Source organism: Sphingomonas sp., assembly GCF_029239295.1.
In the GTDB taxonomy this organism is placed as follows: Bacteria; Pseudomonadota; Alphaproteobacteria; order Sphingomonadales; family Sphingomonadaceae; genus Sphingomonas.
On sequence record NZ_JAQZBC010000007.1, the window covers coordinates 61,288 to 85,458 of the forward strand.

22 protein-coding genes are annotated in these 24,171 nt (G+C 67.1%); 9 read left to right on the top strand and 13 right to left on the bottom strand.

Features of this window, described 5'->3' with window-relative positions:
• The first annotated feature begins 64 nt into the window (after positions 1 to 64).
• Positions 65 to 1,387: a cystathionine gamma-synthase family protein gene (locus K0S66_RS09005; RefSeq protein WP_301075011.1), complete on the top strand. Its 1,323-nt coding sequence runs from the start codon at positions 65 to 67 to the stop codon at positions 1,385 to 1,387.
• A gap of 65 nt (positions 1,388 to 1,452) precedes the next feature.
• Here K0S66_RS09005 and K0S66_RS09010 read toward each other — a convergent pair whose 3' ends face one another.
• Positions 1,453 to 2,121, bottom strand: a complete 669-nt coding sequence (locus tag K0S66_RS09010; protein ID WP_301075012.1) for a TetR/AcrR family transcriptional regulator — start codon at positions 2,119 to 2,121, stop codon at positions 1,453 to 1,455.
• A 157-nt stretch (positions 2,122 to 2,278) separates the two neighbouring features.
• Between K0S66_RS09010 and K0S66_RS09015 the strand changes: the two genes are divergently transcribed.
• Positions 2,279 to 3,496 (top strand): LLM class flavin-dependent oxidoreductase, encoded by a 1,218-nt coding sequence (locus tag K0S66_RS09015; protein WP_301075013.1) that lies wholly within the window; start codon positions 2,279 to 2,281, stop codon positions 3,494 to 3,496.
• Positions 3,493 to 4,353: an SDR family oxidoreductase gene (locus K0S66_RS09020; protein ID WP_301075014.1), complete on the top strand. Its 861-nt coding sequence runs from the start codon at positions 3,493 to 3,495 to the stop codon at positions 4,351 to 4,353. The genes K0S66_RS09015 and K0S66_RS09020 overlap by 4 nt, the downstream gene beginning before the upstream one ends.
• Before the next feature lie 47 nt (positions 4,354 to 4,400).
• On the opposite strand, the gene K0S66_RS09025 is transcribed toward K0S66_RS09020, so the two are convergent.
• Complete coding sequence (locus K0S66_RS09025) at positions 4,401 to 5,927, bottom strand: hypothetical protein (protein ID WP_301075015.1); 1,527 nt, start codon at positions 5,925 to 5,927, stop codon at positions 4,401 to 4,403.
• A 164-nt stretch (positions 5,928 to 6,091) separates the two neighbouring features.
• Here K0S66_RS09025 and K0S66_RS09030 point away from each other — a divergent pair, with 164 nt between their 5' ends.
• Together K0S66_RS09030 and K0S66_RS09035 are read left to right on the top strand one after the other, a co-directional pair.
• Positions 6,092 to 7,174: a zinc-binding dehydrogenase gene (locus K0S66_RS09030; protein ID WP_301075016.1), complete on the top strand. Its 1,083-nt coding sequence runs from the start codon at positions 6,092 to 6,094 to the stop codon at positions 7,172 to 7,174.
• Positions 7,171 to 8,187, top strand: a complete 1,017-nt coding sequence (locus K0S66_RS09035; RefSeq protein ID WP_301075017.1) for an alpha/beta hydrolase — start codon at positions 7,171 to 7,173, stop codon at positions 8,185 to 8,187. The genes K0S66_RS09030 and K0S66_RS09035 overlap by 4 nt, the downstream gene beginning before the upstream one ends.
• Before the next feature lie 131 nt (positions 8,188 to 8,318).
• On the opposite strand, the gene K0S66_RS09040 is transcribed toward K0S66_RS09035, so the two are convergent.
• The 5 genes from K0S66_RS09040 to K0S66_RS09060 form a co-directional block, all read right to left on the bottom strand.
• Entirely contained in the window at positions 8,319 to 8,999 is a 681-nt protein-coding gene (locus tag K0S66_RS09040; protein WP_301075018.1) for a nitroreductase, read from the bottom strand.
• Positions 9,000 to 9,134: 135 nt separating this feature from the next.
• Positions 9,135 to 10,964, bottom strand: a complete 1,830-nt coding sequence (locus tag K0S66_RS09045) for a DUF885 family protein (RefSeq protein WP_301075019.1) — start codon at positions 10,962 to 10,964, stop codon at positions 9,135 to 9,137.
• Positions 10,965 to 11,047: 83 nt separating this feature from the next.
• On the bottom strand, positions 11,048 to 14,281 hold the full coding sequence (locus K0S66_RS09050; RefSeq protein WP_301075020.1) for an amidohydrolase family protein: 3,234 nt from the start codon (positions 14,279 to 14,281) through the stop codon (positions 11,048 to 11,050).
• Positions 14,282 to 14,390: 109 nt separating this feature from the next.
• Complete coding sequence (locus K0S66_RS09055; RefSeq protein ID WP_301075021.1) at positions 14,391 to 15,395, bottom strand: NAD(P)-dependent alcohol dehydrogenase; 1,005 nt, start codon at positions 15,393 to 15,395, stop codon at positions 14,391 to 14,393.
• A 98-nt stretch (positions 15,396 to 15,493) separates the two neighbouring features.
• Positions 15,494 to 17,218 carry a DEAD/DEAH box helicase gene (locus K0S66_RS09060; RefSeq protein WP_301075022.1) on the bottom strand — a complete coding sequence of 575 codons (1,725 nt, stop codon included), beginning with the start codon at positions 17,216 to 17,218 and terminating at the stop codon, positions 15,494 to 15,496.
• 149 nt (positions 17,219 to 17,367) lie between these two features.
• On the opposite strand from K0S66_RS09060, the gene K0S66_RS09065 reads away from it, so the two are divergent.
• Positions 17,368 to 18,576, top strand: a complete 1,209-nt coding sequence (locus K0S66_RS09065; protein WP_301075023.1) for an MFS transporter — start codon at positions 17,368 to 17,370, stop codon at positions 18,574 to 18,576.
• Positions 18,577 to 18,615: 39 nt separating this feature from the next.
• On the opposite strand, the gene K0S66_RS09070 is transcribed toward K0S66_RS09065, so the two are convergent.
• Positions 18,616 to 18,909 (bottom strand): 4a-hydroxytetrahydrobiopterin dehydratase, encoded by a 294-nt coding sequence (locus K0S66_RS09070; RefSeq protein ID WP_301075024.1) that lies wholly within the window; start codon positions 18,907 to 18,909, stop codon positions 18,616 to 18,618.
• 42 nt (positions 18,910 to 18,951) lie between these two features.
• Between K0S66_RS09070 and K0S66_RS09075 the strand changes: the two genes are divergently transcribed.
• The 3 genes from K0S66_RS09075 to K0S66_RS09085 are packed head-to-tail and all read left to right on the top strand — an operon-like array spanning position 18,952 to position 20,605.
• Positions 18,952 to 19,374, top strand: coding sequence for a metallopeptidase family protein (locus tag K0S66_RS09075; protein WP_301075025.1), 423 nt, complete (start codon positions 18,952 to 18,954; stop codon positions 19,372 to 19,374).
• Positions 19,371 to 19,973 carry a heme ABC exporter ATP-binding protein CcmA gene (gene ccmA, locus K0S66_RS09080; RefSeq protein WP_301075026.1) on the top strand — a complete coding sequence of 201 codons (603 nt, stop codon included), beginning with the start codon at positions 19,371 to 19,373 and terminating at the stop codon, positions 19,971 to 19,973. The genes K0S66_RS09075 and ccmA overlap by 4 nt, the downstream gene beginning before the upstream one ends.
• Positions 19,970 to 20,605 (top strand): heme exporter protein CcmB, encoded by a 636-nt coding sequence (locus tag K0S66_RS09085; protein WP_301075027.1) that lies wholly within the window; start codon positions 19,970 to 19,972, stop codon positions 20,603 to 20,605. The genes ccmA and K0S66_RS09085 overlap by 4 nt, the downstream gene beginning before the upstream one ends.
• Before the next feature lie 27 nt (positions 20,606 to 20,632).
• On the opposite strand, the gene K0S66_RS09090 is transcribed toward K0S66_RS09085, so the two are convergent.
• The 5 genes from K0S66_RS09090 to K0S66_RS09110 form a co-directional block, all read right to left on the bottom strand.
• Positions 20,633 to 21,676 carry a cell wall hydrolase gene (locus tag K0S66_RS09090; RefSeq protein ID WP_301075028.1) on the bottom strand — a complete coding sequence of 348 codons (1,044 nt, stop codon included), beginning with the start codon at positions 21,674 to 21,676 and terminating at the stop codon, positions 20,633 to 20,635.
• Positions 21,677 to 21,786: 110 nt separating this feature from the next.
• Positions 21,787 to 21,999: a hypothetical protein gene (locus K0S66_RS09095; protein ID WP_301075029.1), complete on the bottom strand. Its 213-nt coding sequence runs from the start codon at positions 21,997 to 21,999 to the stop codon at positions 21,787 to 21,789.
• A 120-nt stretch (positions 22,000 to 22,119) separates the two neighbouring features.
• Positions 22,120 to 22,416, bottom strand: coding sequence for a hypothetical protein (locus K0S66_RS09100; RefSeq protein WP_301075030.1), 297 nt, complete (start codon positions 22,414 to 22,416; stop codon positions 22,120 to 22,122).
• Between the two features lie 153 nt (positions 22,417 to 22,569).
• A complete protein-coding gene (aroC, locus tag K0S66_RS09105; protein ID WP_301075031.1) occupies positions 22,570 to 23,646 on the bottom strand; it encodes a chorismate synthase in 1,077 nt (358 codons plus the stop codon).
• Positions 23,643 to 24,167 (bottom strand): N-acetyltransferase, encoded by a 525-nt coding sequence (locus K0S66_RS09110; RefSeq protein ID WP_301075032.1) that lies wholly within the window; start codon positions 24,165 to 24,167, stop codon positions 23,643 to 23,645. The genes aroC and K0S66_RS09110 overlap by 4 nt, the downstream gene beginning before the upstream one ends.
• Positions 24,168 to 24,171 lie beyond the last annotated feature (4 nt).

The window sequence follows — 24,171 nt, forward strand, 5'->3', positions numbered from 1 at the left end:
TGGCCACTGGCCGTAAGGCAGACGGTAAGGTGGCCATCAACGTGCCACCGACCGGAGTTATCGAATGACCAAGGAAACCGAAGCCGACCTGACCGGCGTCGCCCCCCGCGTATCGCCCAAGCCGGCGGTCGAAGAGATCGGCGGGCGCAAGCTGAAGCCGGCGACGCTGATGATGGGCCACGGCTATGATCCGGCGCTGTCGGAAGGTGCGCTGAAGCCGCCGATCTTCCTCACCTCCACCTTCGTCTTCCCCAACGCCGCTGCCGGCAAGCGCCATTTCGAAGGCGTGACGGGCAAGCGCCCAGGCGGTGCGGAGGGCCTCGTCTATTCGCGTTTCAACGGCCCGAACCAGGAGATCCTGGAAGACCGCCTGAGCGTGTGGGAAGATGCCGAGGACGCGCTTACCTTCTCCAGCGGCATGTCCGCGATTGCCACGCTGTTCCTGTCGATGACGAAGCCGGGCGACACGATCGTCCATTCGGGCCCGCTCTATGCCGCGACCGAGACACTGATCGCGCGCATCCTGGGCAAGTTCGGCGTGAAGTGGCTCGACTTCCCAGCCGGTGCGACGCGCGAGGAGATCGACGCGGTGCTGACCGAGGCGGCGACCGGCAATGTCGCGCTGATCTATCTCGAAAGCCCGGCCAACCCGACCAATGCGTTGGTCGACGTAGAGGCCGTCGCGGCGAGCCGCGACGCGATCTTCACCGGCGAGAACAAGCCGCCGATCGCGATCGACAACACGTTCCTTGGGCCGCTGTGGGCCAAGCCGTTGCAGCAGGGCGCCGACATCGTCGTCTATTCGCTGACCAAATATGCCGGCGGCCACTCGGACCTGGTGGCGGGCGGCGTGCTGGGATCGAAGGAGCACATCAACACCATCCGGCTGATGCGCAACACGATCGGCACGATCTGCGACCCGAACACGTCGTGGATGCTGCTGCGGTCGCTGGAAACGCTGGAACTGCGCATGAGCCGCGCGGGCGAGAATGCCGCCAAGGTGTGCGAATTCCTGGCCGCGCATCCCAAGGTGGAAAAGGTCGGCTACCTCGGCTTCCTGGAGCGGGGCGAGGACAAGCGCCAGGCGGACATCTATCGTCGCCATTGCAGCGGTGCGGGTTCGACCTTCTCGCTGTACCTGAAGGGCGGCGAGACCGAGGCGTTCGCGTTCCTCGATGCGCTGAAGATCGCCAAGCTGGCGGTCAGCCTTGGCGGCACCGAGACGCTGGCGAGCCACCCGGCCGGCATGACCCACCTGTCGGTGGCCGATGATCGCAAGGCGGCGCTGGGCATCACCGACAATCTGGTGCGCATTTCGATCGGCGTCGAGGATGCCGACGATCTGATCGCCGATTTCGAGCAGGCACTGGCCGCGATCAAGGCGTGACCCGGCGCGGCGTCATCCCGGCAACGGCCGGGGTGGCGCCACCCGACGCTATCGGCCGGAACGTTTCAGGCGGCGGCGACCGCCGGGCGCAGTTTCATCAGATCGCGCTGATAGGCCATCAGCTTTTCCTCGATCTTCGCGCTGAACTCGGGCGTCGCGGCGCCGCGCAGCACCAGCGCATAGCCGAAGCCGACATGCGCCTCGATTTCCTGCACCTCGATTGCGCCCAGCACCCAGGCGAGCATGGCGGCGACGTACACGCCGTCCAGCGCGTGCAGCAGCGGATCAATCTCCAGCGCGGGGAGCAGCGCGCCCTCGTTTCGGCCCTCGCTCAGCAGCGAGAACCAGAAGCCGTAGCGTTGCGGCGACTGTAGTTCGCCGCGCAATTCCTTGCTGTCGAAGCGCAGCGCCTCGGTCCACAGCGTACGGTAGAAATCGGGATCGTCAGCGAGATAGGCGATGGTGATCGACACCGCCTGGAAGATGCGGTCGACCGGGCCCGCGCTGCGCACCTGCGAGAAACGTTCGTGGAATTCGCGCACGTCCTCGAGCAGCGCGATGACGATCGCGCGCTTCGACCCGAACAGATTGTAGGGCGTGGTGAGCGACACGCCGGCGCGCGCCGCGATGGCGCGCATCGACAGGCCGGTATCGCCGGTTTCCTTGATCAGATCACGCGCGGCCGCGATGATGCGGTGGCGGCGTTCTGCCTTCGCCTCCTCGCGGCGGCTCATCCGTAATTCCTCTGCATGGCGTGACCCTAGGCACCGCAACCAATAGCCGCAACGCCGCGCCGCGGCAAATTATCATAACATGTTGCAGAATCCATATGGCCTCGGCTGGTGGCGCGGCGTAGCATCCGCGCCAAACAGGGCAGGAGGAGAGAGAGAAATGGCGGCGGACAAGATTCGCTTCGGGGCGTTCATTGCGCCTTTTCACCCGTTGAACGAGAACCCGACGCTGGCGCTGGAGCGCGACCTGGATCTCGTCGTCCACATGGATAAGCTCGGCTATGACGAGGCGTGGCTGGGCGAACATCATTCCGCCGGTTACGAGCTGATCGCCAGTCCCGAACTGTTCATTGCGACGCTGGCGGAGCGGACGCGCCACATCCGGTTGGGCACCGGCGTGTCCTCGCTGCCGTACCATCATCCGCTGATGCTGGCGGACCGGATCAACCAGCTGGACCATATCACCCGCGGGCGGGTGATGTTCGGCGTGGGGCCGGGTGCGCTGCCTTCGGACGCGTTCATGATGGGCATTCCAGTGGCCAAGCAGCGCGACCGGATGGACGAGGCGATCGACGTGCTGGTGCCGCTGCTGCGCGGCGAGCAGGTGTCGAAGAAGACCGACTGGTTCGAACTGAACGAGGCGCGGTTGCAGATGCTGCCGTACAGCCGGCCGTCGGTGGAGATCAGCGTGGCGAGCCAGGTGTCGCCATCGGGCGCGACCGCGGCGGGGCGGCATGGCCTGGGCCTCCTGTCGATCGGCGCGACGCAGAGCGGCGGGTTCAACGCGCTGGCATCGAACTGGGCGATCGCGGAGCAACAGGCGGCCGACAGCGGCACGCGCGTCGACCGCAGCCAGTGGCGGCTGGTCGGGCCGATGCATGTCGCCGCCACGCGCGAGGAAGCGCGCGCGCAGGTGCGCTTCGGCCTCGACAAATGGCTGTATTATTTTCGCGAGGTGGCGGCGTTGCCGCTTGCGCCAGCCGATGGCAGCGACCCGGTCGACGCGCTGGTCAATTCGGGCATGGCGGTGATCGGCACGCCCGAGGATGCGATCAAGCAGATCGAGCGGCTGCGCGAGCAATCGGGCGGGTTCGGCGCGTTCCTGATGATGGATCACAATTGGGCCGAATGGGATAACAAGAAGAAATCCTATGAGCTGATCGCGCGTTACGTCATGCCGGCGGTGAACGGGGTGAATGCGAACCGCGAGGCTTCGATCGATTGGGCGGCTGCGAACCGCCCGCGCTTCATCGGCGAGGCGCAGGCGGCAGTCGGCGCCCGACTGGCGGACCATATCCAGAAGAAGGGCACGGAGAACATCCGGCCGGAAATCCTGGTCGCGATGGGCCTCGACAAGAAATCGGAGGCGGCGGAATGAGCGGCGCGAGCGAGGGCGCGCGCGCCAATGGTCGCAAGGCGATCTTCATCACCGGTGCTGCGTCGGGCATGGGGCTGGAAACAGCGCGGCTGTTTGCCAACCACGGCTGGTTCGTCGGCGGCGTGGACGTCAACGACGACGGGCTGGCGCGGCTGAAGGACGAATTGGGCGCGGAGAATTGCTTCGTCCAGCGGCTGGATGTCACCGATCGCGAGGCGTATCGCGCGACGCTCGACGCCTTTGCGCAATGCACCGGCGGCAAGCTCGACCTGCTCTACAACAATGCCGGGATCGGGCGCGGCGGGCCGTTCGCCGACCAGCCCTGGGACGATGTGCTGGCGGTGGTGCAGGTGAATTTCGTCGGGGTGCTGATCGGCATCCATTTGGCGATCCCGCTGCTGAAGGCGACGCCGGGGTCGATGTGCTTCACCACATCCTCCTCCTCGGCCACGTACGGCATGCCGATGATCGCGGTCTATTCCGCGACCAAGCACGCGGTGAAGGGACTGACCGAGGCGCTGGCGATCGAGCTGAAACCCTATGGCGTGCGCGTGGCCGACGTGTTGCCGGCGCTAATCGATACGCCGATCCTGCCGCAGGGCGCGGCGGCGAGTGCGCCCAAGTCGGGCGTCTTCCGTGCCATTCCGCCGCGCGAAGTGGCCGAGACTGTGTGGGAGGCGTACCACAGCGATAAATTGCACTGGTATGTGCCGCGCGAACTGGTGCGGCTGGACCATATGGCGACGTTGCAGCCGGAGCGGACGCGCGACGAGATGGCCGCGGGCAAGCTGTTCGCCACGATCGATGCCGAAGTGGCGGCGGCGACGCCGATCCCGATCGGCGCGACGGCGGGATAAGCGGGAATGGGGCAGGTGGCGCGGCCGCCTGCCCCTGTCCTGCTTGGTCAGGCGGCGAGCATGTCCGCCTGTGCATCAAGCCCCAGCCGCGCCATCAGTTCGGGGCGATCCGGGCCCGGCGTCGGGGCATAAGCGGCGGCGTTGCGGCGGCGGCCGCGCGCCCAATAGCTCAGCACCTTGCCGAGATTCTGCGGCCGTTTCAGCCATGCCTCGGGATGTTCGAGCATGTGGAAGCCGCGCATCATCGCGCGCATCAGATTGATGTCGGACCGGGCAGCGACCGTGATGCCGTCATCGACGAAGCTCTTGGCGAGCCGTGCCTTCACGCGCGGGCGATGACCCGGTGTCAGCGTGGCGCGCGCGCGGCGAATGGCGGAGCGATCCTGCTTCAGCATCAGATCGTAATAGGGCTTCACCTCCGCCTGGATGCCGCCGTCATAAACAAGCGTGCGGGCGGCCGGATCGGCGCTGGAATCGAGTGCACGGCGAAGCACGCCGGCGCTGACCGCCGCGAGCGAACAGCCGCGTCCGTAAAGCGGGTTGGTGCGCACCAGCGCGTCGCCGATCGCGAAATAGCCGAGCACGGCCGGCTTTCCGTCCGTCACCAGGGTGCGCCAGCGGCTGTGCAGGTCGCCCATGCCGATGACCTTGCCGACCGGTTCGGATTTCGCCGGATCGACCCAGGGCGCCATGCCGGGCATCGCCATGCAGATACGCTGGAACATGTCGCCGTCCATCACCGCGCGGCGCAGGCCATGTTCGATCTCCGGCACGCACAAGGTGATCGAGAAACGGTGGTTGTCGGCCGGGAACACGCCGAATTTCAGATAACCGAGATCGCCGGAGGCGGCGATTTCGCCACGTGGCGGCTCTTCCTGCCCGTCGTGCAGGCGATAGTGGCGGGTAAAATAAAGCACGCCGGCGGTTTCCGCGGTTTCGCCGATCGGTGCGCCGGCCTTGATCAATTGCTCGATCAGATTGGCGGCCTTTCCACCGGCATCGACGATCACGTCGGCGTGGATTTCCTCCCGCCCGTTGGCGGTATCGGCGATCACCCCGGTGACGTGGATCACGCCATGCTCGTCGCGCTGCTGGATCAGCTCACGCACCTTTACCCCGCTGCGGATCGCGACGCCGGGGAGCTGTTCCACATAGCGGCGGATGACGAGTTCGAGCGTCGTGCGCCGGCTGGTCAGGATCGTCAGATCCTCGTCGCCGGGCGCGGGGACATAGCGCGCACGCAGCGCCGGGGGCAGCATGTCGGGAAAGGCGATGTCGCGGCAGCCGGCGGCGTAGAGATCGGCGAGCAGCTGAGGGTGTTCGTCGCGGATGATGTTGCGCAGGCGCGCGAGGAAGGCGTGGCTCTGGCGCAGCTGGCCGACGCCGCGGCGCTGCCATTGATCGAAGGCGACGTCCGGCCCACCCTCGGGCGGCGCATCGTCGCGCTCCAGCAGCGTCAGACGACGGGTGCCACCGCCCAGCCGCAGCGCGGTGCACAGCCCTGCGATGCCGGCGCCGACCACGATGACCTGCTCCTGCCGTTCGCCCGATCCACTGCCCGAACCGCTAGTCATTCATCCCTCCGACCATTGATCACGGCGAAATACGGCAAAATCCGATCACGTGCAAGAAATACAAACATGTTATGATTATGGGGTTGCGCAGGACGCCACCCCGCGCCACGATGGCGGGATGATCCGGCGGACCACGCCGGGCGACAGGAGAGGGATGGCTTGCGATGCGCGCAGTGGTGAGACGCAACAAGCAGTTGGTGTGCGGCGAGGTAGCGGATCCGATACCCGGCCAGGGCGAGGTGTTGGTCAAGACGCTGGCCTGCGGCATTTGCGGTTCCGACCTTCACGCCGTCCATTCGTTCGAGAACATGCTGGAACTGGGCGAGCGTACCGGCGAGAAATCGCGCACCGACCCGTCAAAGGACATGATCTTCGGCCATGAATTCTCGGCCGAGATCCTCGATCACGGGCCAGGATCGGCAAAGACACTGAAGGCGGGGACTCGTGTCGTTTCCATGCCGATCGCGATGAAGCCGCAGGGCTATGAGGCGATCGGTTATTCGAACAATTATCCCGGTGGCTACAGCGAGCAGATGGTGCTGAGCGAGGCGATGCTGATCGAGGTGCCTAACGGGCTCAGCGACGTGCAGGCCGCGATGACCGAGCCGTTCGCGGTTGGCGAACATGCCGTCGCGATGTCGGCCGCGGGGCCTGACACGGTGAACCTGGTCATCGGGTGCGGCCCGGTGGGCCTTGCGGTGATCGCGGCGCTGAAATCGCGCGGGCTGGGACCAGTCGTCGCAGCGGATTTCTCGCCCGCGCGGCGCGCGGTGGCGGAAAAGATGGGCGCCGACGTCATCGTCGATCCGGCGAAGGAATCGCCGCATAGCAAGTGGAGCGAACTGGGCGTGCCCCGGACCTCGTCCGAGCGGATGGCCGCGATGATGAGCGGCCAGACGGGCAAGAAGGCAATCGTCTTCGAATGCGTCGGCGTCCCCGGCGTGCTGCAGAACATCATCGAATCGGTGCCCGTCGGGACGCAGGTGATCGTCGCCGGCGTGTGCATGGAAACCGACAAGATCGAGCCGTTCCTGTGCATCAACAAGCAAATCGATTTCCGCTTCGTGCTTGGCTACACCGCGGGCGAATTCGCCGCGACGCTGGTCAATATCGCCGACGGCAAGATCGACGTGCTGCCGGCGATCACCGACGAGGTCGGGCTGGATGACGTGCCTGCCGCCTTTGTCGCGCTCGCCGACCCGGAGAAGCAGTGCAAGGTCGTCGTTCGGCCGGAGCTGCGCGCATGAGCGCCCCGATGAACGATGCGATGGAAGCGCCGCGCGCGCTCGCCGAGGCGATGCCGCCGGTGCAATATGTCGACACCAACGGCATCCGCATGGCCTATTATGAGGTCGGGCCGCGGGGCGAGGGCGTGCCCGTCATCTTCTGCCACGGCTTTCCCGAACTGGCCTTTTCCTGGCGGCATCAGCTTGCCGCGTTCGAGAAGGCGGGGCGCTGGGCGATCGCGCCGGACCAGCGCGGCTATGGGCTGACCAGCCGGCCGGAGAAGGTCGAGGATTACGACCTGGAACACCTGACTGGCGACATCGCCGGATTGATGGATGCGCTGGGCATCGAAAAGGCGATTCCCTGCGGCCATGATTGGGGCGGGATGGTCGTGTGGCAATTCGCGCTTCGTTTTCCGGAGCGGTGCGCGGGGGTGATCGGGGTCAACACGCCGTTCCTGCCACGCGGTGAGAACGATCCGATCGCCGCAATGCGCCACGTCTATGGCGACGACATGTACATCGTCTGGTTCCAGAAACCGGGCGAGGCGGATGCTGCGCTGGGCGCCGATCCGGAACGGTCAATGCGCTATTTCATGCGCAAGCCGATGCTGACGCTGAAGGAATACGAGAAGCTGCCTGCCGAGCAGCGCACGCTGGCACTGGGCGAGGGGCTGAAGCTCTATGACCCGGCGACCGACCATCAGCAATTCCTGACCGATGACGAGATCGCAGCCTTCGCACAGACCTTTGCCGCGACCGGCTTCACGGGCGGGATCAACTGGTACCGCAATTTCACCCGCAACTGGCAGGCGTCGGCGAACCTCGTCGAAAAGGTCGAGGTGCCGTCGCTGATGGTGATGGCGGAGAATGATGTGGTGCTGAGCCCGGCGATGGCCGAGGGGATGGAGCGCTACGTACCCAATCTGGACAAGGTGCTGGTCGAAAAATCCGGCCATTGGACGCAGCAGGAATATCCCGAGGAGGTGAACCGCGCGATCCTGGGCTGGATGGACAAGCGCTTTCCGCGCTGAACGACGGCGGGAGGAGGGGCTCCCGCCCGTTCATCTGGGCCTGTCGGCACCGAACCGCGGCACTCCACGTCGGTTCGGAACGCCGGCAGGCTCTTCTTTTTTCCGGATCGCAGCCTGCCCGCGCGCGCGCGTCAGTCGGCGAAACCGACGAAGCGCGCCGCTTCGCTGACCGATTTGCGGTGCGAGACGACGCCGTTGGCGGGGAAGCTGTCATCGGGCCACCCCATCGCGACACAGGTCTGGATCACCTGATCGTCGGGGATGCCGGCATGTTCGCGCACCACCGGCGATTGCATGATCCCCTGGCTGTTGATGACGCAGCCCAGCCCGCGCGACCAGGCGGCGTTGACCAGCGCAGTGGTGACGGCGCCGCAATCGAACGGTGCAATGTCGCTGCCCAGCAGCACGCGATCATAAGTGACGACGATCGACACGGGCGCATCGAACTGGCGGAAGCCGCGCAGCACCCAGTCATGCCGCTTCGCCTTGTCCTCACGCGCGATGTCCATCGCACCGAACAATTGCTTGGCGATCTCGATCTGCCGCTCGCGGTGGACGCCGCCATAGTCGTCGCCCAGCCGGAATTCGCGCGAATGGGGCACACCGGCGAGGTTGCGCTCGGTATTGCCCTGGCGAATGCGGTCGAGCGGCTCGCCGGTGAGGACGGTGAAGTTCCACGGCTGCGTATTGAGCGAAGAGGGCGAGCGCATCGCGAGCGCCAGCACTTCCTCGATCAGTGCGCGGGGGACGGGATCGGGCTTGAACCCGCGGATGCTGCGGCGGCCGTTCACGACGTCGTCATAGGTCTGCATTGGTGCCTCTCCCGTATTTTGCGTCGAGCCCTAACACAAACGCCACCGCCGCAAAGGTGCAGGATCGACTGGATCCTGCCTCCCTCGCGATGGTGGCGCAGATGGTGGCACAGATGGCGGAAAGAGGTGGCGGCGTTACGCCTTCAGCATCCGCTCCGTCACCATGCGTTCCAGGATGGTCAGCGGCATCGCGCCGTCGAGCAGCACCGCGTGGAATTTGCGCGGGTCGAAGGCGGCGCCCTGCTTCTGCTTCACCGCGTCGCGCAGGCGCACCCAGACGGTGTGGCCGATCTTGTAGCTGCACGCCTGGCCCGGCCAGACGGTGTAGCGATCGATCTCATTCTGGCTGCGGCCGCGCGCGATGCCGGTGGTGGCGATGAAGTAATCGGTCGCCTTCTCGCGGCTCCAGCGCTTGTGGTGCATGCCCGAGTCCACGACCAGCCGCGTCGCACGGAACAGCAGCGACTGGAGATACCCGACCTGGCCGAGCGGATCGCCCTCGTACATGCCCATCTCATCCGCGAGCTGTTCGGTATAAAGCGCCCACCCTTCGGTATAGCCGCTGAACCCGCCGCGGCGGCGGATGAGCGGGATGTCCTGCGATTCGAGCGCAGTCATCACCTGCAGGTGATGGCCCGGGACTGCCTCGTGATAGGACAAGGTGGCGAGGCCGAACTTCGGGCGATCGAAGCTGTCGCGCAGGTTGATGTAATAGATGCCCGGGCGCGAGCCATCGAGCGAGGCGTTCTGGTAATAGCCGCCCGGCGCGCCCGCCTCGATCGACTTGGGCACGCGGCGAACCTCGACCGGCGCCTTGGGGATGAAGGAGAATTGCTCGGGCAGGCGCTTCTGCATCGCGACGACCTGCGCGCTGAGCTGCGCAACCAGCTGCTCCTTGCCGGCATCGGTGTTGGGATAGACCTGATCCGGGCGCTTGTTGAGCGCGACCAGCCGCTCGCCGACGCTGCCCTGCGTCATGCCCTGCGCCTTCAGGATGCCGTCGATCCGGTTGCTGATCTCCGCCACCTGGGCGAGGCCGAGGCGATGGACTTCCTCGCCGGACATGGCGACCGTCGTCGCGGCCTCGACCGCGGCGGCGTAATAAGCCTCGCCGTCCGGCAGACGCCAAGCGCCCGCATCATGGACCGCACGACCGCGCAGCTCGGTGACCAGCGCGCGCTGACGATCGAGCGCCGGGAACACCTGCTCGTTCATGATCTTGGTCGCTTCGGCGACGCGCGCGTCGGGGAGGTTCGCGGCCTTCAGCTTGCCCGCCAGTGCCGTCACCGGGACGGTGGCGCTCGCCGGCTGATCGCGCAAACCGCCCATCAGCTTCAGCGTGGTATCGAGGACGTAATCGGGCGCGAAGACGCCGCGCGCGGCATCCGCGCGCTGGCGCTCCGTATCCTGGTCGATCGCGGTGGCGAAGGCAGCGACGCGGGCGACGTAGGCGTCGGCGTCGGCAGCATCCTTGATGCGATGCTGCGCGTCGAGGAAATCGGGTACCTCGCGATAGGCGCCGGTCAGATGCGTGAGGACGTAAGGCGTGAAACGGCCCATGCTGGCGCCGTAGGTGAACTTCTCGCCACCCGCGACGCTGCGCTGGAGCTGGTAGGAGACGACCTCATAATCGAGCCGGGCGGCGGGGGAGAGCGAGGCGGGGTTGATCTTGCGCAGCGCGGCCAGCTCGCGCTTCGCCCGCGCAAGATCCTTCTGCGCGCCAGCGGCCGAGCCATCGTTGAGCTGCGACTTCAGCGCCGCGCGCTCGCCAGTGTCGAGGCCGAGTGCGGTGGCGCCCTCAGGGTTCTCGCCGATCCGCTCATAGAAGAAACGGTCGAGCAGCGTGCGCAGCTGCTGGTCGTTGGCGCCGGCGGCAGCCGTCGCGGTCGCCTTTTGCGCGGCGGCGGGAACGGCAGTCGCCAGTGCGGCGGCGCCGGTGCTGCCGAGGAAGGTGCGACGATCCATGGTTCTTACTCCTGGGGACAGTCGTTCGCCGCCGGAAAGCGGCGAACGCAAGGTTGCAACTGAATGTTAGGAAGGAAGACGGCTCAGTCGGCGGTGCCATTTTCCCAGAAATAGCGACCGCGCTTGGCCGATCCGGTCGCGACCTCGTTGAGCGTCGCGGCATCGTACAGGCGCCCACCCAGCATCACCTGACGGACCTTGTCGCTGTTGCGGATGTCGGCCGTAGGATCGGCATCGAGCACCACCAGATCGGCGAGTTTTCCCACCTCCAGCGAGCCGATGTCGCGCGCCATGCCAAGCGACTGGGCAGAGACGATCGTGCCTGCGCGCAGCGCCTCCAGCGGGGTCATCCCGCCGCGCACGAACGACCACAATTCCCAATGCGCGCCGATGCCGGCCTGCTGGCCGTGCGCGCCGATCGAGACGAGCACGCCGCGCTTGGCGAGCCTGTGCGCCTCACGCGCATTGTCGTCGTCGACGAAGTTATCGTCCGGCGCCTTGATGCGGCGGGCGTTGTCGGCGAGCAATCGCGTTGGCGGAGTGTGTGCCTTCAGCAGCGGATGCGCGAAGACGTCGGTCGCCTGGCGCCAATAAGGATCGCCGGCAAGCCCGCCGTAGCTGACCACCAGCGTCGGCGTGTAATTCGTCTTCGACGCCGAGAAGAACTGCAGCACGTCATCGTAGAAGGTTTCGAGCGGGATATTGTGCTCCAGCGTCGAATTGCCGTCGGCGATGTGAGTCATGTCGAGGCCGAAGAGCGATCCGCCCTCCGCCACGACCTGCATGTTCTCGCGCCGGCCCGCCTCGGTCACCTGCTGGCGCTGGTCACGGCGCGGCTGGTTGTAGTTCTTCACGCTGTGGCCGCCCTGCGCCTTCAGCCGGCGGACGTGCGCCAGCGCATCGTCGAGGCTGTCGATCTGCGCGTACACGTCCGCGGCCTTTGCGCCATAGACGATCTCGCCGGTCGAGAAGATGCGCGGGGCGAGGATCAGGCCGGCACGCTGCATTTCCGCGGCAGCGAAGATCTCACTCGATCGGTTCGACGGATCGTGCAGCGTCGTGGTGCCAAGCGCCAGGTTCTGCATCATCGACCAGTTGCGCTGCGGCACCAGTTCATCGGTGCCGGCCGGCCCGTGTGCGTGCGCATCGATCAGTCCGGGGATGATCGTCGTGCCCGCCGCGTCGATCGCGGTTGCGCCGGCGGGGATCGCGGTCGAGGCACGCGGACCGACCGCGACGATGCGGTCGCCGCGGATCACCACCACGCCATCGTCGATGATGCCGCCATCCTCGCCGGCCATGGTGACGAGCCGCGCGCCGGTGATCGCGACGGTGCCGGTCGGCTTGGCCGCCGCCTGCTCCATCGCGAGGCTGATGCCGCTGGTCGGCGGGGTAAAGGCCGGCGTTCCGTCCGCGCGCGGCGCGGCGGGAAACAGGCTGGCGGTCGACGCGGTGTAGAGCGTCGGTCCCAGGCTCCAGTGCAGCTGCGTGCCGTCGGTCGACCAGTTGATATAGTCGGCGCCGCCGGCGCTGACCTTCGTCACCGGCAGCGTCTTGCTGTCGGGCGACAGTGAGACCGTCTGTCCGCCCGGCATCAGCGGCACGACATAAGCGGCGTAATTCTGGCGGAAGGCGACATATTCGCCGGTCGGGGACACGATATAGTCGGTCGCCAGTTCGCCATTGGCGTGGACGCGCTTGTCCTGACCCGACAGGTCAGTGCTGACGAGCTGGCGCACCGACTTTCCGTCCTTGCGCTCATCCTCCAGCATGAAGATGCGGTCGTTGCCCGCACCGAACTGCGGCGAGGCGGCGCCGCGCAGCACGCGCGTGACATCGCCGCCGGTGCTCGCCACGCGGTACACGCCGGCATCCTGCGCCCATTTCGGGCTGGTGAGCCCGCCATGGCCGCTGCGCTCAAACACGATCGTCTTGCCATCGGGCGAGAAGCGCGGTCGCGCGTAATGGCCTGGCTGGCCGATCACATCACGCGCGGTGCCGCCATTGGCACCGATGACGCGGAGCCGGCCGAGGCCATCATCGGTCCAGCTGACATAAACCAGCGACTTGCCGTCACGCGACCAGCTGGGGAACAGCTCGAACGCGTCCGTGTCACGCGTCAGCCGGCGAGCGGCACCGCCTGCGACCGGCTTCACCCACAATTTGCCGAGCGTTTCGAACACCACCTGTCGGCCATCGGGCGAGACGCTGGCGAAACGCGGCATCGCGGTAGTGAAGCGATCCGGCGCGACGGCGATCTGCGGATGCGGCGCATCGAGGATGCCGCGCGTATCGTTGACGGTGAACGGGATCTCGCGCGCGTTGCTGCCATCGGCATTGATGCGACGGATCTTGCCCTTGGCCCAGAACACGACGCCCGAATTGTCGGGCAGCCATGCCATGTTGGGGTAGACGCCGGTGACTGCCCAGGTCTCCTGCGAATCCTGGTCCAGATCGTCGTAGATCTTGCGCTCCTCACCCGAGGCGAGATCCTTGACGTACAGCTTGGACCGGGTTGCCTCGCGGCGGACAAAGGCGATCTTCTTGCCATCGGGCGACGGCGTCGGACGGACCGCGCCACCGGCGCCGGTCACCGCCTTGGTCACTTCGCCGCTGTCGAGGTCATAACGCTCGATATCGAACAGGTTGGTGTTCGAATCCTGCGCGTATTCAAAGATCGGGCCGGGCGTGACGTTGCGGGTGTAGAACACCGACTTGCCGTCCGCCGCATACACCGGCTCGCCCAGTTCCTTCTGGTGGGTTTCGTTGGGGCGCTTGACCAGCAACACGCCGCTGCCGCCGGAGACGTGGTACATCCACACCTCGCCGGTGCCGAGCGAACGGCCGGTGGTGAAATGCTTCTTGGCGACGATGAAGCGGCCGTCCTTGCTCCAGCTGGGCTGGTTGAGGAGGCGGAAATCCTCCTTGGTCACCTGGCGCTTGTCGCTGCCGTCGGTGTTCATCACCCAGATGTTGTCGCCGCCGCCCCGATCGGAGGTGAAGGCGATGCGCCGGCCGTCGGGGGAGAAGCGCGGCTGCACCTCATAAGCGAGGCCTTCGGCGATCCGCGTCGGCGTGCCACCGGCGATCGGCATGGTATAGATGTCGCCCAGCAGCGAGAAGGCGAGGGTACGGCCATCGGGGCTGACGTCCACGTCCATCCAGCTGCCCTCGGTGGTGCGGATGGGAACCTCGCGGATGGTGGCGCCGGCGGGCGCGTTGACATCCCACTTGGGCTTGGCGGCCGGCGTTTCGGCGGAGGCGCTGTGCGCAACAAGCGCGACGAGAGAGACGAGCGAAGCCGCCGTGAATTTCATGATGTCCCCGGATTACGACAATAAGATTGCCGCACCTAATGCGCGAAGGTGCCCGGGTGCAATGGCTTAGGTGCGCCCGGGCCACATCGCCCGGGCGCACCGCAGCGGGTCAGATGTCGAGGACGATCTTGCCGAAATGCTTCCCCGATTCCTGGTGGCGGAAGGCGTCGGCGATCTGTTCGAGCGGGAAATGGCGGTCGATGATCGGGCGAATGCCATTCGCCTCGATCGCGCGCACCATGTCCTGCTGATGGCGGCGGGCGCCAACCGTGAGGCCGATGATCCGCTGATTGCCCTGCATCACGTACATCGTCGGCACGTTGCCGGCGATCCCGGCGAGAACGCCGATCAGCGCGATATGGCCGCCGATGCGCGTGGCCGCGATCGATTGCGGCATGGTGCCGGACCCGCCGATCTCGACCACATGGTCAACGCCGCGGCCGCCGGTCAGCCGGCGCGCGGTCTCGCCCCATTTCTCGTCTTCGCGATAATTGATGACGTGATCGGCGCCCATGCTGCGTAGCCGCTCCATCTTCTCGGCCGAGGACGAGGTGGCGATCACCGTTGCGCCGGCGGCCTTGGCGAACTGAAGCGCGAAGATCGAGACGCCGCCTGTGCCCTGCACCAGCACCGTGTCGCCGGCCTTCATCTGACCGTTGACCACCAGCGCGCGCCAGGCGGTGAGGCCGGCGCAGGTCAGCGTGGCGGATTCGGCATCCGAAAAGCCATTCGGCGCGCGGGTGAAGGAAGTGGTCGGCGCAGTAACGAATTCGCGCGCGAAGCCGTCCGCCCCGTCGCCCGGCACGTCGAGCATCACTTCCAGTGCGGGTTCGCCATCCATCCAGTGCGGGAAGAAGGTGGAGACCACCTTGTCCCCCACGGCAAATTCGGTGACGCCTTCGCCCACCTCCACCACTTCACCCGCACCGTCCGACATCGGGATGCGACCCTCGGGGGTCGGGATCATCCCGGTGACGACGGCGTAATCGTGGAAGTTGAGCGAACTGGCGCCGATGCGCACGACGATTTCGCCGCGGCCGGGCGCTACCCGCTCGCTTTCGGCAACCTGAAGGCGGTCCAGCCCGCCGGGCTTCTGTAACTTGATGGTGCGCATCGATCTCTCCCCCGGCGCTCGTGGCCGTTGCGCCGGGGGTAATGCGCGCGGAAGTTGCGCGCAATGAGATTTAAGTCGATGCGATTAAAGTGGGGCGATCAGCCCCGGTCGTGACTGCGACGCGGGCCGCCACGGGGAGGACCGCTGCGCGGCGGGCCGCTGCGGGCGGGGCCGCTGCGAGCCGGACCGGAGGCGCGCGGCCCCGACGGGGCGCGGCCCTGTGCGGGTGGCTGATCCGACACTTCGATCATCACATCATCGTCGCCCGCGCTCTTCGCGACGGCAGCCATGAACTTGTTGGCCAGCTGACGTGGAACCTGGAACGATGTTTCGTTCGGACCGATGCGGATCGCACCGACGTCGTTGCGGGTCAGATTGCCGCGGCGGCAGATGAGCGGCAGCACCCAGCGCGGATCGGCATTCTGCCGGCGGCCGAGGTTCATGCGGAACCACACCACATCGTCGAAGCCGGGGCGATGCTTCTCGCGCTGCGCTGCGCGGTGTGCTTCCGGCGTGGCGGCGACCAGTTCCTCGGGCTGCGGCATGGCGGCGCGATAAGCGCGCACCAGCGCGGCGGCGATATCGGCCGGCGTCTTCTGCGCCATCACCTGCTCGGCGAGCGCGGCGTCTTCCTCATCCACCTCGATCGGGGCGAGCAACTGTTCGAGCAACCGGTCGCGATCCTTGGCGCGCACGTCCTCGGGTGTCGGCGCCTCGACCCACTCGACCGGGATGCGCGCGTTGCGCAGCATCGATTCGGCCCAGCGGCGGCGCTGGTACGGTACGATGAGGACGGCGGTGCCCTTCTTGCCCGCGCGCCCGGTACGGCCGGACCGGTGCTGAAGCGTCTCCCCATCGCGCGGCAGCTCGACGTGGATGACGAGGCTGAGGCTCGGCAGATCGATGCCCCGCGCGGCGACGTCGGTCGCGACGCAGACGCGGGCGCGGCGATCGCGCAGCGCCTGAAGCGCAGCGTTACGCTCGTTCTGGCTGTGCTCACCTGACAGGGCGACGGCGGCGAAGCCACGCTCGACCAGGCTGGCGTGAAGGTGGCGGACATTGTCACGCGTGGCGCAGAACAGCATCGCCGTCTCCGCTTCGTACAGGCGGAGCAGGTTGATCACCGCATGTTCGATGTCAGACGGGCTGACGGCGACAGCCTGGTAGCTGATGTCGCCATGGCCGCGATCTTCCTCGACCGTGGAGATGCGCAGCGCGTCCTTCTGGTAGCGCTTGGCCAGCTGAACGATGGGCTTTGGCATCGTCGCCGAGAACAGCAACGTGCGGCGGGTATCGGGCGTCGCATCGAGAATCTCCTCCAGATCCTCGCGGAAGCCCATGTCGAGCATCTCGTCCGCTTCGTCGAGCACCGCGACCTTCAGCGCTGAAAGTTCCAGCGCGCCGCGCTCCAGATGGTCGCGCAGGCGGCCCGGAGTCCCGACGACGATGTGCGCGCCGTGGTTGAGGTTACGACGCTCCTTGGAAGCATCCATGCCGCCAACGCAGGTGACGATGCGCGCGCCCGTGGGGCCGTAAAGCCAGATCAGTTCGCGGCTGACCTGAAGCGCCAGTTCGCGAGTCGGCGCGATGACCAGCGCATGCGGTTCGCGCGACGGGATGATGCGATCGTCCTCGCCCAGCAGCTCGGATGCCATCGCCATGCCGAAGGCGACGGTCTTGCCGGAACCGGTCCGGGCGGAAACGATGAGGTCGCGTCCGGCGGCCTCGGGTTCGATTACGGCGGCCTGAACTGGGGTAGGCGCCTGATAGCCGCGTTCGGCTAACGCGCCAGCAAGCGGCGCGGGAAGAGTGTCAAATGTCATGATTGAACGCTAAATGGCCCGTTCCGCGCGCACTGCAAGGCTTGTTTGTGTGCGATCGTGCTTAAAATGAACGGCGTTGTATTCCAGTCGCGCCATGTTGTGCGCAATTTTTCGGGTTTTTTGGGGTGGTGCACGATCGTGCGGATCTGATGGTTGATACGCGCCTCTTTGCACCCGGCGATCGGCGATCGGCTGGCTTCCTGCTGCTTTTTGCGCTCGCGAATGCGGGCGGTGTCATCGCCTATCAACCGCTGCTGGCACTGCTGCTGCCGCTGAAGATCGAGCAGATCGCCGGCGACGCACGGATCGGACTGTTCAGTGCGATCGTCATCGTCGGCGCCTTGGTGGCGAGCGGTTCAAACATCCTGTTCGGATGGCTGAGCGATCGATCGGTTGTGCGCGGCGGCGGGCGGCGACGCTGGATCGCATTCGGACTGGTCGCCACCGCCGTCTCCTTCGCCGGCATCACCTTCGCCCAGACGCCATGGGCGATCATGGCGGCGGTTGCGGTGTTCCAGGCGTCAGTCAACGCGCTGCTCGGACCGATGCTGGCGATCATGGCGGACGAGGTGCCGGACGGCCAAAAAGGCGTGACCGGCGGCCTGCTCGCGGCCGCGGTGCCAATCGCATCGGCCGTGTCCGCCATGCTGGTCGGCCTCGCGTGGGCGAGCGAGGGAATGCGGCTGGCGATGGTCGCGGCGATCACCTGGGCAACGGTGACGCCGCTGTTGCTGATCCGTGCGCGGCGGGCCGCGTCGTCGGCGCCGCCCGCGGGCGAGGTAGCGATGCGGCGGCAGGACATCGTCATCTCCTTTGCCGCGCGATTGCTGGTGCAGGTCGCCGGCAATGCGCTGTCGCTGTACCTGCTCTATTATTTTCAGAGCATCGTGCCGAGTGCGTCGGCCGCCGCGCTGGCGCCGCGGGTGGGGCAGCTGCTGACGGTCGGCTTCGTCTTGTCACTGCCCATCGCGCTGATCGCCGGGCGCGCCTCGGACCGATCGGCGCGGCGCAAGCCTGCGCTGATTGGCGGCGCGGTGGTGGCAGCAGTCGGGCTGGCCGGCATGGCGATGGCGCCCGACTGGCGCTGGGCGGCGGGTGCCTTTGTCGCTTATGCGATCGGCTCTGCGGTATTCCTGGCGCTGCACGCGGCCTTCGCCATGCAATTGCTGCCCAGCCCGGCGCATCGCGGGCGCGACCTGGGTCTGCTGAACCTTACCAATACCCTGCCAGCGCTGCTTGGCCCGCTGCTCGCCTGGATGCTGGCGACGCCGAGTGATTTCAGCGCGGTGCTGCTGGTACTGGCGGCGCTGACGCTTGCCGGCGGGCTGGCAATGCTGGGCGTGCGCAGCCGACAGTGACGTCGGCGCCGCTGCGCTGACGCACGCCAGTGGCATCAATCAGCCGTCCAGGATGGCGTCGATTGCGGTCGCCAGGTCGATGTCGCGCGCCGACAGCCCGCCTGCGTCATGCGTTGTCAGCGTGATCTCGACGCGATTCCACACGTTGGTCCACTCAGGATGGTGGTCGGCCCGCTCCGCGATCAGCGCGACCTGAGTCATGAACCCGAACGCTTCGGCAAAGTCGGTGAACACGATTGAGCGGGTGATCGCATCGCGTCCCTCGTCATAATCCCAGTCGGCCAGGGCATCGAGCGCCTCTGCGCGTTCGGCTTCGCTCAATTGATCGACCATCGCTGCGCTCCCAAAGCTTGTCGCGTCCAAGGCGCAACGCCTATGGCGACAGGCATGAGCGGACAAGAGCTTCCGGGCGAACCGCCCTCGCTGGCAGCGATCGAACGACACGCCCTTGGTGTGATCGATCGCCTGCCCCCCGCATTCCGTGCGCATCTCGGCGATGTGGTGCTGCTGGTCGAGGAGGAGGCGGATGAGGAAACGCTCGCCAGCCTCGGCCTGGAGCATCCGCTCGAGCTGAGCGGCGTCTATCACGGCCGGCCGGTGGGCGAGAAATCGGCGTTCGACAGCGGCGCGATGCCTGATCGCATCCATCTGTATCGTCAGGCGATCCTGGCGGAATGGTGCGAAACGGGGGTGCGGCTGGACGATCTGGTGGCGCATGTCACCATTCACGAGATCGGCCATCATTTCGGCCTCAGCGACGATGACATGCACGCGCTCGAGGACGCAGTGAGCGATTGAGCGCCTCGCTCGCGCTGGATGATGTCGCCTGCAGGCGGGGTGGGCGGCTGCTGTTCGCGGGCGTTTCATTGACGTTGGGCGCGGGCGATGCGGCGCTGGTGACCGGGCCGAACGGGTGCGGCAAATCGAGCCTGTTGCGGCTGGCGGCCGGCCTGCTGCCACCGTTTGCCGGAACCGTGGAGGCGCGTGGCCGACTGGCGCTGCTGGGGGAAGCAAGCGCGCTCGATCCCGAACGTCGGCTGGGTGAGGCATTGCTGCTATGGGCGCGGCTGGATGCGTTGCCCGCGCCCGCCGACCGGATGGCGCGCGCGCTGGACATGGTCGCGCTGGGCGATCTGGCCGATGTCCCGGTGCGGATGCTGTCGACCGGCCAGCGGCGGCGGGCATCGCTGGCGCGGGTGATCGCGGCGGGGGCGGCGATCTGGCTGCTCGATGAACCGGCGACCGGGCTGGATGTCGCCTCTATCGACCTGCTCGAAAAAGCGATGGCACGGCATCGGGCAGAGGGCGGCATCGTGATGGTGGCCACTCATCAGCCGCTCGACGTGCCGGGCGCAATCGTGCTCGACCTTCAGGCCCATCAGGAAATGGCGGCATGATCGCATTGGCATTGCGCGAGGCGCGGCGCGGCTATGCCGGGGGCGGTGCGGCGATGACGGTCGGCTTTTTCCTGCTGGTTGCGATCCTCTTTCCCTTCGCCATTGGTCCTGACGCCGCTTTGCTGGCGCGGATCGGCGGCGGGGTGATCTGGGCGGCCGCCTTGCTGGCGGCGCTGCTGCCGGTTGATCGATTGATCGGGCCGGATCTGGAAGCGGGTGTGTTCGATCAGCTCGCGGTGCGGGGCCAGTCACTGGCGGCGGCGGCGGCGGCGAAGATGCTCGGGCATTGGCTTGCCTTTGCGCCGCCGGTGATGGTGGCGGCGCTGATCGCGGCCGGGTTGATGGGAGTCGACGCGCGAACGCTGCTGTTGGTGGAGGCGGGGCTGGCGATCGGCACGCCGGGGCTGGCCGCGCTGGCGGTGGCGACGGGCGCACTCACCGCCGGGCTGCGCGGCGCGGGCGCGATCGCGGGACTGGTGCTGCTGCCGCTCGCCATCCCGTTGCTGATATTTGGCGCGGGCGCGATCGACGGCGGCGCGGGCGGGCTGAAGCTGCTGGGAGCGGTCAGCCTGCTGCTGGTCGCAGGGGCGCCGTTCGTCGCGGCGGCGGCGATCCGGATCGGCATGGAATAGCCGCGCCGCCGCTCGCCCGCGTGACGCTTAATGCAGCGGTTTGCCGCTGTCCTTCCACCGATCGAGGATCTGCGACTCAGGTGTCGGCGGCGCAACGGAAACTGGCGCTGGCGTGCCCTCCGGCTGCAAGGGGGTGCTGCTGTCGCGATGCTTTGGCTGGATCTGCGCCGCGGCCAGCCCGACAAGCGGCGCGGTGGGGGCGATCGCAATCGCGTGGTTGAGCGCAATCACCGGCGTCGCGATCCGCGGGGCCGGGCCCGCGACCGGCTCTGACCCGGCGTAGCGCTGATGAAAGGCGGCGGCGGTGCCCCAGAACCCTTTCCAGCGGTGGAAGAAGTGCGCGCCCACCACGTCCGTCATCACCAGCGTCCGGTTCCAGGCCGGGGTCACCGCATAGGTATGGTAATGGGTGGCGAGCCCCACCGGCGTATAGACATAGCCGCCGAGCGCCGCCGCCGCGACTCGTGCCGCGCGTGCCCAGCCGGCGCGTGCGGGGACGCGCGTCGCCGCACCGTCGCAGGCGAAGCTGAACTGGCAGCCGCGTCCGCGCTCCACGCCCTGATAGACAACGCCGCAGACGCTGGCGGGGAAGGCGGGATGGCGCACGCGGTTCAACACCACCTGCGCCACCGCGCGCAGCCCGTCGTCGGGCTCCGACACCGCTTCATAATAGAGCGCAGCGGTGAGGCATTCGGTCGCCCGCGCGCGATCGAGCGCGCTTGCGCCGCGCAGGCTGAAGGGCGCGGCCGGGCTCACGCCGGTCGCCGCGCTGTTGGCCGCCATCAGCCGCCCCGCAGGCTCGGCCGGAAGCGGGGCCGTGCCCGTGGTGCCGCTGCCAGGCGATGCCAGCGCCGGATCGCTCCCGCTGATCGGCACGGTCATGCGCGATGAGGACGTCCATCCATCCCGGTCGATCGCCCCCGACCAGACAAGTGCCGCAGCGAGCAGGACGGCGAGGACAAGCGTGATCGGCAGCGCGATCAGCGCTGCCTGACGCCATACACGCCATCCACCGGGCGCGCGCTGACGGCGCAGCGCCGCACGCTCGCTGGAATGCAGCGCGACTGCCACGGTCAGCCTTGCCCGGAATGACTAGGAGACGTCATGCGCGCGCTGTAGCGGATCACGCGGCCGCGCGCGCCGCCTGTTTTGGCAGTGTCCAGCGATTGAACAGATTCTGGTTAATGCGCGGCGGTGCGGATCGCCCGTTGGGGCACTGGCGCTGCAACGGGCATGGCGGCGGGCTGACCGGGCGGGGCCGTTGCGAGCGGCGTTCGGTCGGCCGCTTCGAGATCGTGGCCGCGCTCCCGATAGAGCGCGGGATCGGCCATTTGGGCCAGTGCGGCGGTCGACAGTGCGATCAGCGTGACGCTGACGGTGGCGGCAAGGCGCATGCAAACATACTCGGCAAAAAAACAGTGCAGGTCGAAAAGACGAGGGGAGTGGAGCGGGAGAAAACGAAAAGGGCCCGGCAGGGTTGCTGCCGGGCCCAAATATTCCGCAGTGACAGGGGATTAGCCGCGCGGCGGGACCGTAGGTGAGGTGGTCGACGGCGAGGTCGACGGGCTCATCGTGCTATCGGTGGGATCATTGGGATCCATCGTCGACTGAGTGGTTGACGGCGAGGTCGGCGTACGGGTGGACGGCGTCATCGTATCGTCTTCCGTAGTCGTCGTGCCGGTCGTGCCCGTGGTCGTGTCACCCGGCATCGTGCTGCCTGGGGCCGACTGCGGCGTGGTAGTTGCGGTCTGTGCCATCGCGACGGTCGGGACGACAAGGGCAGCAGCTGCTACGAGTCCAAGATACTTCATGTGATACTCTCCTGCTGTTCTATCTAAGTGCTGAGAGTAGAATGCATCAGATCACAGAAAGTTCTTCCAGTCGTCGCGGGATTCACGTCAATTCATCCCAAAGTCGTCAGCCGAGCGTCGGATTCGACCATTCACCACTGGGCGAATGTTGTTTCAGCGGGCCGTTCCGATCTGTCCGCGATGCATCAGGAACTGGTCGGCAAGGACCAGCGCGACCATCGCTTCCACGACCGGCACACCGCGAATGCCGACGCACGGATCGTGACGGCCGCGGGTGGCGATCTGCGCGGCCTCTCCGCTGCGGCTGATCGTTTCCACCGGAGTCAGGATCGAACTGGTCGGCTTGAAGGCGGCGCGCACACGAATCGGCTGACCGGTGGCGATCCCGCCGGCGATGCCGCCAGCGTGATTGGCCAGGAACTGCGGCGCACCGTCGCCCGGCCGCATCGCATCGGCGTTCTCTTCGCCGGACAGCGCCGCGGCGGCAAAGCCATCGCCGATCTCCACCCCCTTCACGGCGTTGATCGACATGATCGCGGCGGCCAGCTCGCTGTCGAGCTTGGCATAGAGCGGTGCGCCCCAACCCGCAGGGACGCCGGTCGCCTCGCACGCCACGACGGCGCCCAGCGAGGAGCCGGCCTTGCGCGCGGCATCGACCTTTTCCTCCCAGCGCGCGGCGGCGGCGGCGTCGGGGCAGAAGAACGGATTGGCGTCTATCTGCGCGTCGTCGAAGGCGGCCGGGTCGATCGAGTCGCCACCGATCGCCTCCACCCAGGCACGGATCCGCACCCCGGGGATCACCGCGCGCGCCACCGCGCCGGCTGCGACCCGCGCCGCCGTCTCCCGCGCGGAGGATCGCCCGCCGCCGCGATAGTCGCGGAAGCCGTATTTGGCATCATAGGCATAATCGGCATGGCCCGGCCGATAGGCCAGCGCGACCTCCGAATAATCCTTCGATCGCTGGTCGACATTCTCGATCATCAGGCTGATCGGCGTGCCGGTCGTGCGCCCCTCGAACACGCCCGACAGGATGCGGACCTGGTCGGGCTCACGCCGCTGAGTGGTGAAGCGCGACGTGCCGGGGCGCCGCTTGTCGAGCCATGGCTGGATATCCGCTTCTTCCAGCGTGATCCCCGGCGGGCAGCCATCGACCACCGCGCCCAGCGCCGGCCCGTGCGATTCGCCCCAGGTGGTGAAGCGGAACATCCGGCCGAAGGTATTGAAGCTCATGCCGCCCCCAGTCGTGCAAAGGCCGGCGCGTGGCGCGCCCCCTCGCGTACGCCACATGGCGTCAATCCGCCTTGCAGCGGCAATGCCATGAAATTGTCGCCGGCGTAGGGCGATTCGAAGTTACGGGCGACTGCGGCGTCATAGCCGAAGCGGTTGTAGAAGGCGGGATCGCCCAGCACGAAGCTCAGCACCACGCCCGCCCGCTCAAGCTGTTCGTGCGCCGCCTGGACCAGCGCCTCCGCCACGCCCTGCCGCCGATAGGCGGGAGCGACGGCGAGCGGCGCCAGCGCGACCGCCGCCACCTGCTTGCCCGCGACGGTCACGTCCATCCGGCTGAACACGATGGCGCCGGCGAGCGTATCGTCGTCCTCGTCATGTGCGATCAGCGTCAGCACCATGTCGCCCGCGATGCACAGGTCGCGCACCAGATCGGCCTCCTCCGGACAGGGGAAGCTGGCACGCAGCAGCGCATCGATCGCGGCGACATCGCTGCCGGCGGCCGGACGGATCGCAATCGTCACGGCG